This window comes from Lysobacter sp. 05T417 (assembly GCF_056396405.1).
The window spans coordinates 90,374-105,006 of sequence record NZ_JBFTLK010000001.1; the positions used below are offsets into that span (position 1 = coordinate 90,374).

Genomic DNA, 14,633 nt, shown 5'->3' on the forward strand with positions numbered 1-14,633 from the left:
GCACAGCCGGCCTGCGACCATCCCACGGAGGATCTGCGTGAGAGCAACACGACCCCTGGCGTCTGCGCGTGCATTGCCGAAACGGCGTTTGCCAGTTCCACTGCAAATGCTGATGGCGACGCTGGTGCTGCATTCCGGACAGGCGTTCGCTTCTGGCGGATTGGAGGATGCGATTGCCGACGTCATGGTCTGGGTCGTCATCGTGGTGACGCCGGTCCTGGCCCTGAGCGTCTTCTGGGTCGTGCACGTCTGGCCCGAACGGGTCGCCGAGGCGCGCAACCACCCGCAGAAGGAGGCCATCCAGGCGCTGTGTCTATTGTCGCTGGTGTTCGGCGGCCTGTTGTGGCCGCTGGCAATGCTGTGGGCCTACATGAAGCCGCTGCGTTTCCGCCTGGAGCCATCCGTCGAGAACGAGCATGAAGGCAGGTCGGCGGCATTCGACAAGCCCTTGCCCGGGAAATGCGCAGCAATCGTGCCGGACCCGCATTTCGATGACGCCGCAGACGACGACCGTATCGACGAGGAACTCGTGCTGCTGCGCCAGCGGGTCGCCGTGCTGCAAGGGCGTCTGGATGCGCTGACGGCACGCAACACGTCGTTGCACGGCTGAACCCTGCCGCCCATCGTGCGCACCTTGCCCCGCGACATGCCTACACCATCCATCCGCAACGAAGTGGGGGCACCTTGGAAGTCCTGATACTCGCGATTTACAGCCTCCTCGTCTGGCTGGTCTTCATCAAGTTCAAGCTGCTGCCCTGGAACATCTACTCCCAAGTCGCAGTGGTGGTGATCGCGCTGGCGGGAATGGCCGCCACGATCCTGGTGCTCAACGTGGTCGCGCCCTCGTCCAACGACGTGCGCGTGCTGAACTACGCGGTTGAAGTGGTTCCGCGCGTGACCGGACGCGTGATCGAGGTGCCGATCGAAGGCAATCGCCTGTATCGCAAGGGAACGCCGATCCTGAGGATCGATCCGGAACCGTTCAAGCTGAAGGTGAAGGAACTCGAGGCCACGCTGGTGGGTGCCGAGTCGTCCGCCGCCCAGCTCAATCAGGATCTGCGTGCCGCGCGCAGCAACACGCAGTCGGCGCTGGCGCAGCTCGACCTGGCGCGGACGCGACTTAAGCAGTCGCAGCAGCTTTCGTCGGAGGGTGCCGGCGCCCATTACGACGTCGAATCGTACGAGGCAGACGTCAAGCGGCTGGAACCGGCCTACCACGCCGCGATGGCGGCCGAAGCGAAAGTGCAGACCGAGCTCGACGCACTGGTCGGCGGTGAGCAGTCCGCGGTCGCCGCCACGCGTGCGCAACTGGAGCAGGCGCAGTGGGAGCTGTCGCAGACCGTCGTGCTGGCACCGGCGGATGGTTACGCGATCAACCTGCAGGTGCGCGTGGGCTCCTACGCGGCGGCGTTGCCGTTCCGCCCGGTGATGACGTTCGTCGAAGTCGACCAGCAGGTAGTCGCGTTCTACAACCAGAACGAGCTGACCAAGGTCAGGCCGGGCGACGAAGTGGAGATCGCGCTGCCGACCTTGCCGGGGAAAATCATCAAGGGCGAGGTCGATTCGATCGTGTGGGCAACCGGGCAGGGGCAGCTCCAGGCCTCCGGTGTGCTGCCCAACCTGCCGGGTCAGTCCGAGCTGCCGCAGACGGCGCAGAAGTATGCGGTCAAGGTGCGGATCATCGATCCCGAGCGCAACTTCCTTGCCATGGGCGCGCGCGGCACCGGGGCGATCTACACGCCGCATGTGCGGCCGATTCACCTGATCAGGAAGGTGCTGATCCGCGTCGATTCGGTGACCAACTATCTGATCCTGAAGTTGCATTGAGGTTGGCATGGGCAGGGCACAAGTCATGACCCCCGATCGCGCACGCCGCAGCCGCGTTCTCCTGGCGGGCGCCGTTGCGGGCCTCGCTGTCGCGATCGCCGGTTGCGCCAACCTCACCGCACCGTCCGATGGCGAGATCTACCAGGAGGCGGTCGGTTCGCTGGTGGTACCCGCGCAGTGGACCGCCGCGGCGCAGGCCAATCCCTTCCGCCCGGAATGGCTGGGCTTCAGCGACGATGGACAGCTCAGGCAGTTGATCGACGAGGCCATCGCGCACAACCCCGACCTGCGCGCGGCCGGCAGCCGGCTCGAGCAGGCGCGTGGCCAGATGCAACTGGCCGGCGCAGACCTGCTGCCCACCATTGGCCTGGGCGGCAAGTATTCCAACTCGCTGCAGCCGGCCAACGGACTCGACATCAACGGCTATGGCGCCGTCCTCAACTGGGAGCTGGATCTATGGGGCAGGGCGCGCGCCGGAAAGAAAGCTGGCGAAGCCGCCTTTCGATCTGCCCAGGCCGACTACGTCTATGCCCGCCAGTCACTGGCGGCGATGACTGCGCGTGCCTGGCTGCTTGGCATCGAGGCGTCGCGCCAGGCCGAACTGTCCGCCCGGGTCCGCGATATCGCGCTTGCCCAGGCGGACCTCGTGGCCCGGCGCGAGCAGGTCGGCAAGGTCTCCGGCCAGGACGTGGCCGTCGCCCGCGCACAGACGCGGACCTTCGAGGAAGCGGCGTTCCAGGCCGAACAGGCCCGTCAGCAGGCGCTGCGCACGCTGGAGCTGCTGGTCGGGCGCTATCCGTCGGCCTCCATCGCGCTGCCGACCGCGCTTCCCGGAGGGCTCGACCCGATTCCCGCCGGTGTGCCGTCGGATCTGGTCGAGCGGCGTCCGGACCTGCAGGCAGCACGCAAGCGCTACGAGCAGGCCTTCTTCAATCACGAGGAGGCCAAGGCGGCGCGCCTGCCGCGGCTCGCACTCAATGCTGGTGCAGGGCAGCTGACCTCCGACTACGTCAGGTTCAAGGACCGATTGAGCTCGACCGTCTTTCCGGTGGGGGGCACGTTGTTGTGGCCGCTGTTCGATGCGGGCCGGCTGAAGACCCAGGTGCTGATCCGCGACGAGCAGCAGCACGAAGCGGCGGCCGACTATGCACGGGCGATTCTGGCGGCATTCGGCGAAGTGGAAGGTGCACTGGCGGCAGATGCCCTGCTGCATCAGCGGGAATTGTCCCTGTCCGGCCAGGTCGGGGCGCTGCAGCAGGCGCTGGATGCGGCCAATGCCCAGTTTCGGGTCGGCAAGATCGATCGCTACGACCTGCTCGATCGCGAGCTGGCCGTGGATGCAGCCAGCATTGCCCTGATGCGCGTGGCGACCGAACGTCGTGCGCAGCGCGCCACGCTGCATCTTGCGCTCGGCGGCGATTTTGGTGTCCAGGCGCAGGCTGCCGCAGGTGCCACGCCGGTGGGCGAGTGACCGGGATCGGATAGCGGAACTGCGGCGGAGTGGCGACGCTGCGCGGGTATCGAAACTGGTATAAGGGCGTGCAGCTGGCTACAGCCCGGCTGATCAATCGCGTCGCTGTTCCTTCATGCCGCTGTAGAACGACCACTGCCGTGGATGGCTGCCATGGGCATCGAACGTCGCTCGTCACTGATGAACCGATACCTCGACCCGGCCACGAGCCTGGCAGAGGTACTGTTCGGCCTGATCATGACGCTGACCTTCACCCTCGGTGCCGGCATCATCATCCAGGACGAGGGCCGCGAAGGCGCACGCGAGCTGCTGATCGCGTTGATCGGCTGCAATATCGCCTGGGGCATCATCGATGCCGCGATGTACCTGGTGGGCGTGCTGTTCGACCGCGGCCGCAAGCGCCGCCTGGCGCAGGCCGTGCGCGCAGCGGCGGACGAGCGTTCCGCCCATATCGTGGTCGCCGGTGAGCTGGACGAGCTGCTGGGCGACGTGATGCCCGCCAGCGATCGGCAGTCGTTGTACGCGCGCATCGCCAGCCACCTGCGCACCCGGACGGAAGCGGCTGTGTCGCTGCACAAGGACGATTACCTGGGTGCGTTCACCAGTTTCTGGCTGGTGGTGCTGAGCAGCGTGCCGGCGGCGGTGCCCTTCCTGCTGATCGACGATGCCTGGCTGGCGCTGCGCGCGTCCAACGCCGTGCTGCTGTTGCTGCTGTTCGGCACCGGCTGCGCCTGGTCGCGCTACACGCTGGGCAGACCCTGGCTGGTTGGCCTGTGTTTCCTGATCGGTGGCGCGGGGCTGGTGGCCCTGGCGATCGCACTGGGCGGCTAGCGTAGCCGCGAGGCATGCTTCAAGTGGCCGGTTGCGCGCGCAGTAAGCGGACGGGCACCAGATGCACCACCAACGCGAGCACCGCGATCACGGCGCCGAGCAGGAACGCGCGTTGGCCGCCTCCCGTCTGCCAGGCAACCGCGGCGATGCCCGCGCCGGCGACGCCGCCGATACCGCCGCTGAAGCCGTAGAGCATTCCCTGTGCGGCGGCCATGTCGCGCCGCTGCGGGAACAGCTCGGCCATGCGCCGCATGCAGCCGGCATGGAACGCGGCGAAGCTGAGGGCATGGCCGGTCTGCGCCAGCGCCATCCATGCGAACGAGCTGCCGAGCAGGGCGACCATGGCCCAGCGCAGCGCGGTGGCGACCAGGCACGCCGTCATCAGCCGCGGGGCACCGAAACGCTGCACCAGGCGAGGCGCCTGCCAGAACATCAGGATCTCGCACAGCACGCCGATCGCCCAGAGCACGCCGACGGCAAATCCGTCGTGTCCGTTGGCCTGCAGGTGCAGGGTGAAGAACACATAGAACGGGCCGAAGCCCAGTTGCATCAGCATCGCAACGAGCAACAGGCGACGCACGCCGATACGGCGCCACAGGGCCAGTGCCGGAGCACCGGCATGGGCGGCGGGCGCGGCGGGAATGGGCCGGTCGCCACGGTGCAGCCACGAGGCGACGACGGTCAGCGCCAGCCAGGGCAGGGTCAGCCAGACGAAGGCGTCGTTGCCGAGGCGATCGAGCAGCCAGCCGTAGCTGCCGGCGACGATCAGGAAGCCGATCGACCCCCACATGCGGATGCGGCCGTAGTCATGGTTGCGATCGCCCAGCGCCGACAGCGTCATCGCTTCGAACTGCGGCATCACCGCGTTGAAGAAGACGCCGAACCAGGCCATGGTGACGAACAGCATCGCGCCGGTGTTGAAGCCAGTGAAGGCGCAGAAGCCGAGCAGGGAGAGCAGGCAACCGGCAACCAGCCAGTGGCCCGGGTGGGGGCTGCGCGTACTCAGGCGCGCCCAGGTGGGCGGCGCGACGATGCGGCCGCCGTACCACAGCGCCAGCATCGCGCCGACGGCGTAGCCGCCATGGCCGTTGGCCACCACCCAACGACCGATGTAGGGGGTGTAGGCGCCCAGCGCACCGTAGTACCCGAGGTAGAACAGCGCATAACGGCGGAAGTCGGCAGGCGACACTCAGAACTCCAGGTCGAGTGCCGCACACAGATAGTCGGTGAACGGCGACAGGCCCTGCAGGTCGTTCTCGAGCGTCTTGAGCAGGCGTGGACCGGTCATCGTCGCATCCTCGATCGCGCGCAACGCAACGAAGTTCTTGCGCTTGAGGTCCTCGGCGAATTCGAAGTCGTCGGGGAAGCCGCGCGGCATGCGCGTGAGCACTTCGCTGTCGTCGAGATCGAAGCGCCGGCGGAACTTGCCCGCATGCGCCGCCGCCTTCCAGCTGCCCGGATTGTCGAGAATGAAATGGCGCACGCGACGCAGGCTGTCGGGCTGGGGGTGCCATATGCCGGAGGCGATGAAGCAGTTGCCCGGCTGCAGGTGCAGGTAGAACGACGGCGCCTCGACCTGGCGACCGCGCTCGTGGAACAGGCGCGCGCCCTGCCAGTTCTTGTAAGGCGTCTTGTCGTTGGCGAAACGCGTGTCGCGATGAATGCGGAACAGCGAGCTGCCAACGCCCTTGGGCTCGGACCGGTAGTGGCTGCTGACACCGGCGAGGACCGGTTGCAGATCGGTCAGCAGGCGCTGGAACGGCTCGCGCACGTGGCTGTCGTAGTCGCCCTTGTGCGCATGGAACCATTCGCGGTCGTTGTTGCGGGCAAGGCCGCGCAGGAACTTGAAGCTGGCGTCGCTGAAGTACTGGCTCATGGGGGATGTCCGGACTCAGGTCAGGCTGGCCGCGATCTCGCCGCCCCAGGCTTCGAGTCGTTCGAGCAGGGCCAGCTTGTCGGGGGAGGTGGGGTGGGCCGCGCGCAGTTCGGCGATCTCGGTACCGAAGCGGTCGAAGCCGTACTCGGCCAGGCCCGTTTCGGTGTAGAGGCGTTGGCGGCGATAGTCGTCCCAGCTGGCGCGCTCGTCGGCGGACAACGTCTGCAGCCAGTTGCGCGCACGGTAGCGAAACAGGATGCCGGGCAGGCGCGCGTCGCGGAAGCCGAACTCGCGCTGGCCCAGGGCTTCCGGCGGAGTCGTACGCACCTGCGCGAACAGGCGCTTGTCGCCGTCGCCGATGAAGCCGTCGTACAGCGCCGCATCGAGGTCGGGCGTCGAGCGTTCGCGCTCGCGGGCGAACACCTGGCGGACTTTTTCCACCAGCGCCGGACCGGCGTCGCGGATCCGCGCCGCACGCTGCTGCACCTGGGCCGGGTCGATGTGCAGGCGTTCGAAGTCCGGCGCGCGCAGGTGGTCCCAGGCGACCAGGGCCGGGCTGCGGTTGCTGTGCACTTCCTTCAGGGCGATGCGTTCCTCGCCTTCGGCCAGGTCGGCCGAACGCACGTACAGGCGCGCCGCGATCGACTCGGCATCGAGTTGCAGCAGCGGTTCCGGGTCCTGGTCGAGATCGAACACGATCACGCGGCTGTCGATGTGCGGATGGCGCGCGACCGGCAGCACCGCGGCCGCGCACAGCCGGCTGGCCGGGAAGCGTTGGGACACATGCAGCAACGGCGTCATCGCCACGACGTCCATCAGGCTGGCGGCATAGCGCTTGTCGCGCAGGCGCAGGGCGTAGTCCCAGAAGCGGGGCTGGGCCGTCTTGAGCTTGCGCGCCAGGCCGATCAGCGCGCGCACATCGGAGAGCGCCTCGTGGGCATCGCCCTCGCGCACGCCATTGGCCTGGGCCAGGTGGTCGAGGCGGAAAGAAGTGGCGCCGTCCTCGCGCTTGGGCCAGACCAGGCCCTCCGGGCGCAGCGCATGCGCCAGTCGCAGCACGTCGAGCAGGTCCCAGCGCGAGTTGCCGCTGCGCCATTCGCGCTCGTAGGCGTCGTAGAAATTGCGGAAGAAGCCATAGCGGACGAACTCGTCGTCGAAACGCAGCGAGTTGTAGCCGAGGCTGCAGGTCTCCGGTCGCGCCATTTCCTCGAATATGCGCGCGAACGCCTCGGCCTCGTTCACGCCTTCGCGCATGGCGTGCTGCGGCGTGATGCCGGTGACCAGGGTCGCGCCAGGCGAGGGCAACAGGTCGTCGGCAGGTTTGACGAAGAAGCTGATCGGCTCTTCGACCTGGTTGAGGTCGGCATCGGTGCGGATCGCCGCGAACTGGGCGATGCGCGAGGTGCGCGGGTCGGCACCGAAGGTTTCGAGGTCGTAGAAGAGGAAGCTGGCGGGCATGGGGCAGGGACTCAGGCGCGCGGCAGAACGTCGAGCCGTTCGCGCACCGTCGCATCGACAATTTCCCAGTCGAGCGAGGCGAGCGAACGGTGGCCGCGCGTCAACTCCACCAGCAGCTCGCGCTGCACCCGGCCGCGCTCGAACGCGGTTGCGTAGGGCATGCGCTGGAAGGTGACCATCGAATAGCGCGGCATGAAACGGTCCGGGTGGCGCTCGGCCAGGGTACGTTCGAGGGCGCGCTGCAGCAGGTAGTCGTCGTCGTCGACGCGGTCGCGCATTTCCAGGTAGTTCTCCAGTGCCATCGCCTGGATCGCGCGGGCGTTGGGCAGGCGCTCGGCCTGGAAGGCGGCGAATGCGGCGGCGCGGTCGCTGTTGGCGTCCAGGTGCTCGGCCAGGGCGACGCAGTCCTCGAACGCGCAGTTCATGCCCTGGCCATGGAACGGGACCATCGCATGGGCGGCGTCGCCGATCAGGACGGCGCGGTCGTCGAGGTGCCAGCGGTCGAGATAGAGCGTGGCCAGCAAGCCGGCCGGGTTGCGTTCGAAGTCCTGCTCAAGGTTGGGGATCAGCGCCAGTGCGTCGGCGAAGTCGCGCTCGAACAGGGCGCGTGCATCGGCGCCGTCGCGCACGGTGGCGAAGCTGGGGTCGCCCTCGTTCGGCAGGAACAGCGTCACCGTGAACGTGCGCTCGTCGTTGGGCAATGCAATGCACATGTAGCGGCCACGCGGCCAGATGTGCAGGGCGTTGGGTTCGATGCTGAAGCCACCGTCCGCGGCCGGAGGGATTTCCAGTTCCTTGTAGGAATGGCCCAGGAACTCGGTGCGCTCGCCCAGATCGGCCTGCGGGCCCATGGCGGCGCGCAGCGCGGAGCCGGCGCCGTCGGCGCCGACCAGCGAGACGAATGCGGCCTCGTGCGAGCTGCCATCGCGCGGGTCGGCGAAGCGGGCGATGCGCGCGTCGAAGTCGACCTGCGACAGGCCACGGTTGAAGTGCAGCCGCGCGCCGGCGCGTTCGGCGATGTCGAGCAGGATCACGTTGAGCTCGCCGCGATGCACCGACCAGATCACTTCGCTGTCGTCGCGACCGTAGCGCTGCAGGTCGGTACGGCCGTCGAGGAAATGGACCATGCGTCCGCGCATCATCACCGCGTGCTGCATCACCGCCTCGTCGGCGCCGGCCAGGCGCAGCGCATGGCGGCCGCGTTCGGCGAGCGCGAGGTTGATCGAACGCCCGCCCTGGTAACCCTTCAGGCGCGGATCGCCACGCTTTTCGAACACGTCCACGCTCCAGCCGCGCTGCACCAGCAGCGTGGCGAGCACGGCGCCGGCAAGGCCGGCGCCGATCAGGGTGATGTGCTTGGAAGTGTCGTTGCTCAAACAGGTCACCTCAGACAGTGCTGCAGATTTCCCCGCCCATCGGGAGAGGAGTTCGACGGGACATCAGTGGGCGTCGCGCCAGGCTTCCGCGGTGCGGACGAATCGCAGCACATCGGCATAGCGGTTGTAGAGCGGGGCGGGCGAGATGCGGATCACGTCGGGCTCGCGCCAGTCGCCAAGCACGCCGTTGCGGGCCAGGTACTCGAACAGGTCGCGTCCACGCTCGCGCCCGCCGACCACGCGCAGCGATAGCTGGCAGCCACGGCGCTCCGGTTGCGAGGGCGTGACGACCTGCAGAGTGTCGGCCAGGCGCAACTTGATGAGTGCTTCGAGGTAGCCGGTGATCTTCAAAGACTTGGCGCGCAACGCCGCCATGCCGGCCTGGTCGTACAGCTCCAGCGACGCACGCAGCGGCGCCAGGCCGAGGATCGGCGGATTGCTCAGCTGCCAGCCTTCGGCGCCCGGTGTCGGCACGAACTGCGGGCCCATGCGGAAGCGGGTGTCGGCTTCGTGGCCCCACCAGCCTGCGAAGCGCGGACGATCGCTGGTGGCATGACGCTCATGGACGAAGCAGCCGGCGACCGCGCCTGGGCCACTGTTGAGGTACTTGTAGTGGCACCAGACCGCGAAGTCGACGCCGCTGTCGTGCAGCGCCAGTTCGAGGTTGCCGACGCCATGGGCGAGGTCGAAACCGCACACGGCGCCCTGTGCGTGCGCCAGGCGCGCGATCGCTGCCAGGTCGAAGGCCTGGCCGGTCCGGTATTGCACGCCCGGCCACAACACGAGCGCCAGGCGCGGGCCATGTTCGGCGATGGCGCGCTCGATGGCGGCCATCGAAATGGTGCCGTCTGCTTCGTCTGCTTCCAGTTCGATCAGATCGGTCGCCGGATCGAAACCGTGGAAGCCGATCTGCGAGGCAACCGCATGGCGGTCGGACGGAAACGCGCCGGCTTCGATCAGGATCGCCGGGCGCTCGCGCGTGGGCCGGTAGAAGCTGACCATCATCAGGTGCAGGTTCACGGTCAGCGTGTTCATCGCGACCACTTCGACCGGTTTTGCACCGACCAGACGGGCCAGCGATTCGCGCACCAGCTGGTGGTAGGCCATCCACTGCGCGTCGCCGGTGAAGTGGCCTTCGACGGCTTCGGCCGCCCACTTGTCGAGCACTTCCTCGACATGGCGGCGCGCGCCGCGCGGCTGCAAGCCAAGTGAGTTGCCGACGAAGTAGGCCTGGTCGGCGCCGTCGTGCTGCGGGATCAGGAACTGCGCGCGCATGTCGCGCAGCGGGTCGGCGGCGTCGAGGGCCTGGGCGTGGGAATCGGAGTAGAGGTCGTGCGAAGTAGTCACGTTAAAGAACCCTGAGATGTTTCATCGCCGTCATCGCCGTCATCCCCGTGAAGGCGGGGCGCCAGCGACTTTGAGGCTAGCAAGACGCTGGGTTCCCGCCTTCGCGGGAATGACGGTCAATGGCTACGGTGGTAACGCCGTTCACACGAACCGCGCCTTCGACAACCCCAGCCATTCCAGCGCGGTGCCGTGGTAGAGCCTGGCCTGTTCTTCTTCCGACAGCGTCAGCGCGGCGATGCCGGCGCCGGGCTCCTGCTCGCCGAGCGGGAACGGGTAATCGGTGCCGAGCATCACCCGGTCGACCCCGCAGGTGTCGAGCAGGTAGCGCAGCGCGCGCGGGTCGGCGACCCACGAATCGAAGAACAGCTGGTTGAGGTACTCGCGCGGGTTGCGCGGGTTGTCGGTGGCCACCAGGTCCGGACGCATGTTGAAGCCATGCTCGATGCGGCCGATCGTGTACGGGAAGCTGCCGCCACCGTGGGCCATGCAGACCTTCAGGTTGGGGATGCGTTCGAGCACGCCACCGAACACCAGGCAGCAGGCCGCGCGCGACTGCTCGGCCGGCATGCCGACCAGCCATGGCAGCCAGTACTTCGGCATCGTCGCCGCGCCCATCATGTCCCACGGGTGCACGAGGATCGCCGCACCGAGTTCACCGGCGGCCTGGAAGAAATCGAACAGCTCGGGCGCGTCGAGGTTCCAGTCGTTGATGTGGCTGCCGATCTGCACGCCCTGCAGGCCGAGCTGGTCCATGCAGCGTTCCAGTTCCTGGATGGCCAGGCGCGGCGACTGCAGCGGCACCGTGCCGATGCCGGCGTAGTGGCGCGGGTAATCGCGGCAGGCCTGGGCCATGTGTTCGTTGAGGGCCTGGTGCAGCTCCAGCGCGTGATGCGGCTTGGCCCAGTAGCTGAACATCACCGGCACGGTGCTGATCACCTGCACCTGCACGCCGAAGCGGGCGTAGTCGTCGATGCGCTCCTGCGGGTCCCAGGTCTTGGACCAGATCTCGCGGAAGAACTTGCCGTCCTTGTAGATGCGATGACGCCCGTCCTCGGTGTGGTGGATCACCGGGAAGCGGTCGTCGCCGTACTTGCGCGCCAGGTTGGGCCAGTCGCGCGGCAGGTAGTGGGCGTGGGTGTCGATCTTCAGCATGGTTGGCTCAGGTGTCGGGCATGACGTACTTGGCCGGAGCCGGGTTGAGGTGCCCGCACTGCTTGCAGGTACGGTGCTCGCGCGACGAATAGAAATGGTCGAACACCGGCGGGAAGTCGGTCTCGATGTTCTTCAGCGGGAAGAACTCTTCGTAGAGCTTGTGGTTGCACTGCTCGCAGAACCACATCAGGCCGTCGAGCTCGTGCGGCAGGCGACGGCGCTCGATCACCAGGCCGACCGAGTCGGGCATGCGCTGCGGCGAATGCGGTACGCGCGGCGGCAGCAGGAAGGTTTCGCCGGCGCGGATCGGGATGTCGCGCACGGCGTCGTCTTCCTGGATGCGCAGCACCATCTCGCCCTCGAGCTGGTGGAACCACTCGGCGCCTTCGTCCCAGTGGTAGTCGGTGCGCTGGTTCGGGCCGCCGACGACCATCACGATGAAGTCGCCCAGGAACACGACCTTGTTGCCGACCGGCGGCTTGAGCAGGTGGCGGTGTTCTTCGATCCAGGCCTGGAGGTTGATCGGGTTGGGAAGCATGGTCTCTTACTCTCCCGCGGACGTGCCGGGCATGACGGCGATGCACTTGAGCTCGATCGCGATCGGCGTCGGCAGTGCGGTGATGCCCAGCGTGGTGCGGCACGGCGCGAGCTCGATATCGGGGAAGTATTCGGCCCAGACCGCGTTGTAGGCCTTGAAGTCGTGCGCCATGTCAGTCAGGTAGACGGTGACGTCGACCAGATCCTCCCAGCGCGCGCCACTGGCTTCGAGCACGGTGTGCACGTTGGCAAACACCGCGCGCGTCTGCGCATCGATGTCGTAGCTGATCAGGTTGCCAGTGGCGTCGTGGACGTTGCCGACGATGGCGTTGCTGGCCGGATCGCGCGGACCGATGCCGGACAGGAACAGCAGCTCGCCGACGCGTCGCGCATGCGGGTACGAGCCGACCGGTCGTGGCGCCGCGCCGGCGCGGATGGCATCGCTCATCGCGGCGAGTCTCCCTTGAAGGCGTTCACCCGCGCCACCGCCGCCTTGTACAGGCCATCGAGCGCATCGAAGCCGTCGACGTTCATGGCCATGTCGTGGACCAGGCCGTTGCGCAGGCTGTAGACCCAGCCGTGCACCGACAGGTCCTGACCGCGCGTCCAGGCGTCGCGGACGATGGTGGTCTGGCAGACGTTCTGCACCTGCTCGATCACGTTGAGCTCGCACAGCCGGTCATGGCGCTCGCTCTCGGCGGCATGGGCGAGGCAGTTGCCATGCTTGTCGGCGACGTCGCTGACGTGGCGCAGCCAGTTGTCGGCCAGGCCGACGCGCTGGCCGTGCAGCGCCGAATGCACGCCGCCGCAGCCGTAGTGGCCAACGACCAGGATCCGCTTGACCTTGAGCACGTCGACGGCGAACTGGATCACCGACAGGCAGTTGAGGTCGGTGTGCACCACGACATTGGCGATGTTGCGATGGACGAAGACCTCGCCCGGTGCCATGTCGATGATCTGGTTGGCCGGCACGCGCGAGTCGGAGCAGCCGATCCACAGGTACTCGGGGGCCTGCTGCTTTGACAGGCGTCGGAAGAAGTCCGGATCCTCGCGGTTGATCCGCTCGGACCATTCGCGATTCTTTTCCAGCAGGTCGGCGAGGGGGTTTGTGCTCATTGCTTCCATCCCAGGTTCAGACCGACGTTCTTGGCGTCGGTGAAGAAGCGCATGGCCTCGAACCCGCCCTCGCGGCCCAGGCCCGACGCGCCGCTGCCGCCGAACGGCGTTCGCAGGTCCCGTTGCAGCCAGGTGTTGACCCAGACCATGCCGGCGCGCAGCTGCGCGGCGAAGTGGTGGGCGCGGTTGAGGTCGCGGGTCCAGACCGATGCGGCCAGACCGTAATCGCCGGCATTGGCCAGGGCCAGTGCTTCGGTATCGGTGTCGAAAGGTTGCAGGGTCACGACCGGGCCGAAGATCTCTTCGCGGTTGCTGGCGCAATCCGGGCCGAGGCCGTCGATCACGGTCGGCATCACGAACCAGCCGGGGCGGTCGAGCGCGTTGCCGCCGCACAGCACCTGGCCGCCTTCATCGCGGGCGCGCTGCAGCGCCGCCATGACCTTGTCGAAGTGCGCCTGCGACACCAGCGGACCGAGCTGGTTGTCCTCGTCGATCGGATCGCCGACGCGCAGTCCGGTGGCGCGTTCGACCAGGGTGTCGCGGAATTCGCGATAGATGCTGCGCTCGACCAGGATGCGCGAGCCGCACAGGCAGATCTGCCCGGAGTTCTGGAACGCCGAGCGCACCAGCGTGTCGAGATGATCGCGCCAGTCGCTGTCGGCGAACACCAGGGTGGGGTTCTTGCCGCCCAGTTCGAGCGAGACCTTTTTCAGTAATGGGCTGGCCAGGCCGGCGATGCGACGGCCGATCGCGGTGCTGCCGGTGAACGACACCGCCTTGACGCGCGGGTCGACCACCAGCGGCTCGCCGACTTCGGGACCCAGGCCATGGACGATATTGAGCACGCCCTTGGGGAAAGCGATCTGCGCGGCCAGTTCGCCGAGCATCGTCGCCGTCAGCGGTGTGACCTCCGACGGCTTGGCGACAACCGTGTTCCCTGCGGCCAGGGCCGGCGCGATCTTCCAGGTGAACAGGTACAGCGGCAGGTTCCACGGAGAGATCGTCGCGACCACGCCGAGCGGCTGGCGCAGCGTGTAGTTCAGCCCGGCCTGGCCGTGGTGCGATTCGCTGGCGAACTGGGTCGCGGCGTGGGCGAAGAAGCGCAGGTTGCTGATCGCGCGCGGGATCTCGACTTCGCGTGCGAGCCGGATGGGTTTGCCGCCATCGCGCGACTCGGCGTGGGCGAAATCGTCGAGCCTTGCCTCCAGCGCATCGGCAAGCTTTTCCAGCCAGCGCGCGCGCTCGCTGTTGGGAAGGGCCGACCAGGCGGGGAAGGCGGCTTCGGCGGCGGCGATCGCCGTGTCGACGTCCGTGGCGTCGCCCTGGGCGACTTCGGCGAAGGGTTTGCCGTTGGAGGGGTCGATGACTTCGAGCCAGCGGCCCGATGCGGGTTCGCGGGATTGGCCGGCGATGAAGTGGCAAAGGCGCATGGGGCTAGCTTAACAGTGCGGCTTGGCCGTGCCTGTGCGTATGTTCGCTGCCTCCCGGCGGACCGGGGGCGCGCTTGCACCGTTCGTCCTGAACGTAGCGCAGCGAAGTCGAAGGATGATCGGGCGGCCTGGCATGGCGGGCGCGGCGGTCCTTCGACTTCGCGCCTGCGGGCGCTACGCTCAGGACGAACGGAGAGGGGCGCGATAGCTTC

Annotated in this window: 14 protein-coding genes; 4 read left to right on the forward strand and 10 right to left on the reverse strand. The window is 67.5% G+C overall.

Going from position 1 to position 14,633, the window contains the following annotated elements:
* Nucleotides 1–112: 112 nt before the first annotated feature.
* The 4 genes from AC1DER_RS00335 to AC1DER_RS00350 all read left to right on the forward strand — a co-directional run bounded on the left by AC1DER_RS00335 (nt 113) and on the right by AC1DER_RS00350 (nt 4,129).
* Nucleotides 113–610, forward strand: coding sequence for a DUF3302 domain-containing protein (locus tag AC1DER_RS00335; protein WP_477245130.1), 498 nt, complete (start codon nt 113–115; stop codon nt 608–610).
* Nucleotides 611–684: 74 nt separating this feature from the next.
* Nucleotides 685–1,827 carry an HlyD family secretion protein gene (locus tag AC1DER_RS00340; RefSeq protein ID WP_477245132.1) on the forward strand — a complete coding sequence of 381 codons (1,143 nt, stop codon included), beginning with the start codon at nt 685–687 and terminating at the stop codon, nt 1,825–1,827.
* A 25-nt stretch (nt 1,828–1,852) separates the two neighbouring features.
* On the forward strand, nt 1,853–3,298 hold the full coding sequence (locus AC1DER_RS00345) for a TolC family protein (protein ID WP_477245134.1): 1,446 nt from the start codon (nt 1,853–1,855) through the stop codon (nt 3,296–3,298).
* Between the two features lie 153 nt (nt 3,299–3,451).
* Nucleotides 3,452–4,129 carry a hypothetical protein gene (locus tag AC1DER_RS00350; protein ID WP_477357538.1) on the forward strand — a complete coding sequence of 226 codons (678 nt, stop codon included), beginning with the start codon at nt 3,452–3,454 and terminating at the stop codon, nt 4,127–4,129.
* A 19-nt stretch (nt 4,130–4,148) separates the two neighbouring features.
* Here AC1DER_RS00350 and AC1DER_RS00355 read toward each other — a convergent pair whose 3' ends face one another.
* The 10 genes from AC1DER_RS00355 to AC1DER_RS00400 all read right to left on the reverse strand — a co-directional run bounded on the left by AC1DER_RS00355 (nt 4,149) and on the right by AC1DER_RS00400 (nt 14,421).
* On the reverse strand, nt 4,149–5,318 hold the full coding sequence (locus tag AC1DER_RS00355; protein ID WP_477245138.1) for an MFS transporter: 1,170 nt from the start codon (nt 5,316–5,318) through the stop codon (nt 4,149–4,151).
* The gene (locus tag AC1DER_RS00360; RefSeq protein WP_477245140.1) at nt 5,319–6,005 is read right to left on the reverse strand and encodes a DUF2461 domain-containing protein; all 687 of its coding nucleotides are present in this window, start codon (nt 6,003–6,005) and stop codon (nt 5,319–5,321) included.
* Between the two features lie 15 nt (nt 6,006–6,020).
* Nucleotides 6,021–7,463, reverse strand: coding sequence for an exodeoxyribonuclease I (gene sbcB / locus AC1DER_RS00365; protein ID WP_477245142.1), 1,443 nt, complete (start codon nt 7,461–7,463; stop codon nt 6,021–6,023).
* 11 nt (nt 7,464–7,474) lie between these two features.
* Entirely contained in the window at nt 7,475–8,839 is a 1,365-nt protein-coding gene (locus tag AC1DER_RS00370; protein ID WP_477357541.1) for an FAD-dependent oxidoreductase, read from the reverse strand.
* Nucleotides 8,840–8,902: 63 nt separating this feature from the next.
* Nucleotides 8,903–10,186 carry a kynureninase gene (kynU, locus tag AC1DER_RS00375; protein WP_477357544.1) on the reverse strand — a complete coding sequence of 428 codons (1,284 nt, stop codon included), beginning with the start codon at nt 10,184–10,186 and terminating at the stop codon, nt 8,903–8,905.
* A 141-nt stretch (nt 10,187–10,327) separates the two neighbouring features.
* Nucleotides 10,328–11,338 carry an amidohydrolase family protein gene (locus AC1DER_RS00380; RefSeq protein WP_441814608.1) on the reverse strand — a complete coding sequence of 337 codons (1,011 nt, stop codon included), beginning with the start codon at nt 11,336–11,338 and terminating at the stop codon, nt 10,328–10,330.
* Nucleotides 11,339–11,345: 7 nt separating this feature from the next.
* On the reverse strand, nt 11,346–11,876 hold the full coding sequence (locus tag AC1DER_RS00385; protein WP_477244224.1) for a 3-hydroxyanthranilate 3,4-dioxygenase: 531 nt from the start codon (nt 11,874–11,876) through the stop codon (nt 11,346–11,348).
* 6 nt (nt 11,877–11,882) lie between these two features.
* Complete coding sequence (locus AC1DER_RS00390) at nt 11,883–12,323, reverse strand: RidA family protein (protein WP_477244226.1); 441 nt, start codon at nt 12,321–12,323, stop codon at nt 11,883–11,885.
* On the reverse strand, nt 12,320–12,991 hold the full coding sequence (gene can, locus AC1DER_RS00395; RefSeq protein WP_477244228.1) for a carbonate dehydratase: 672 nt from the start codon (nt 12,989–12,991) through the stop codon (nt 12,320–12,322). The genes AC1DER_RS00390 and can overlap by 4 nt, the downstream gene beginning before the upstream one ends.
* Entirely contained in the window at nt 12,988–14,421 is a 1,434-nt protein-coding gene (locus AC1DER_RS00400) for an aldehyde dehydrogenase (RefSeq protein WP_477244230.1), read from the reverse strand. Before AC1DER_RS00400 ends, can begins: the two co-directional genes overlap by 4 nt.
* Between the last annotated feature and the right edge of the window lie 212 nt (nt 14,422–14,633).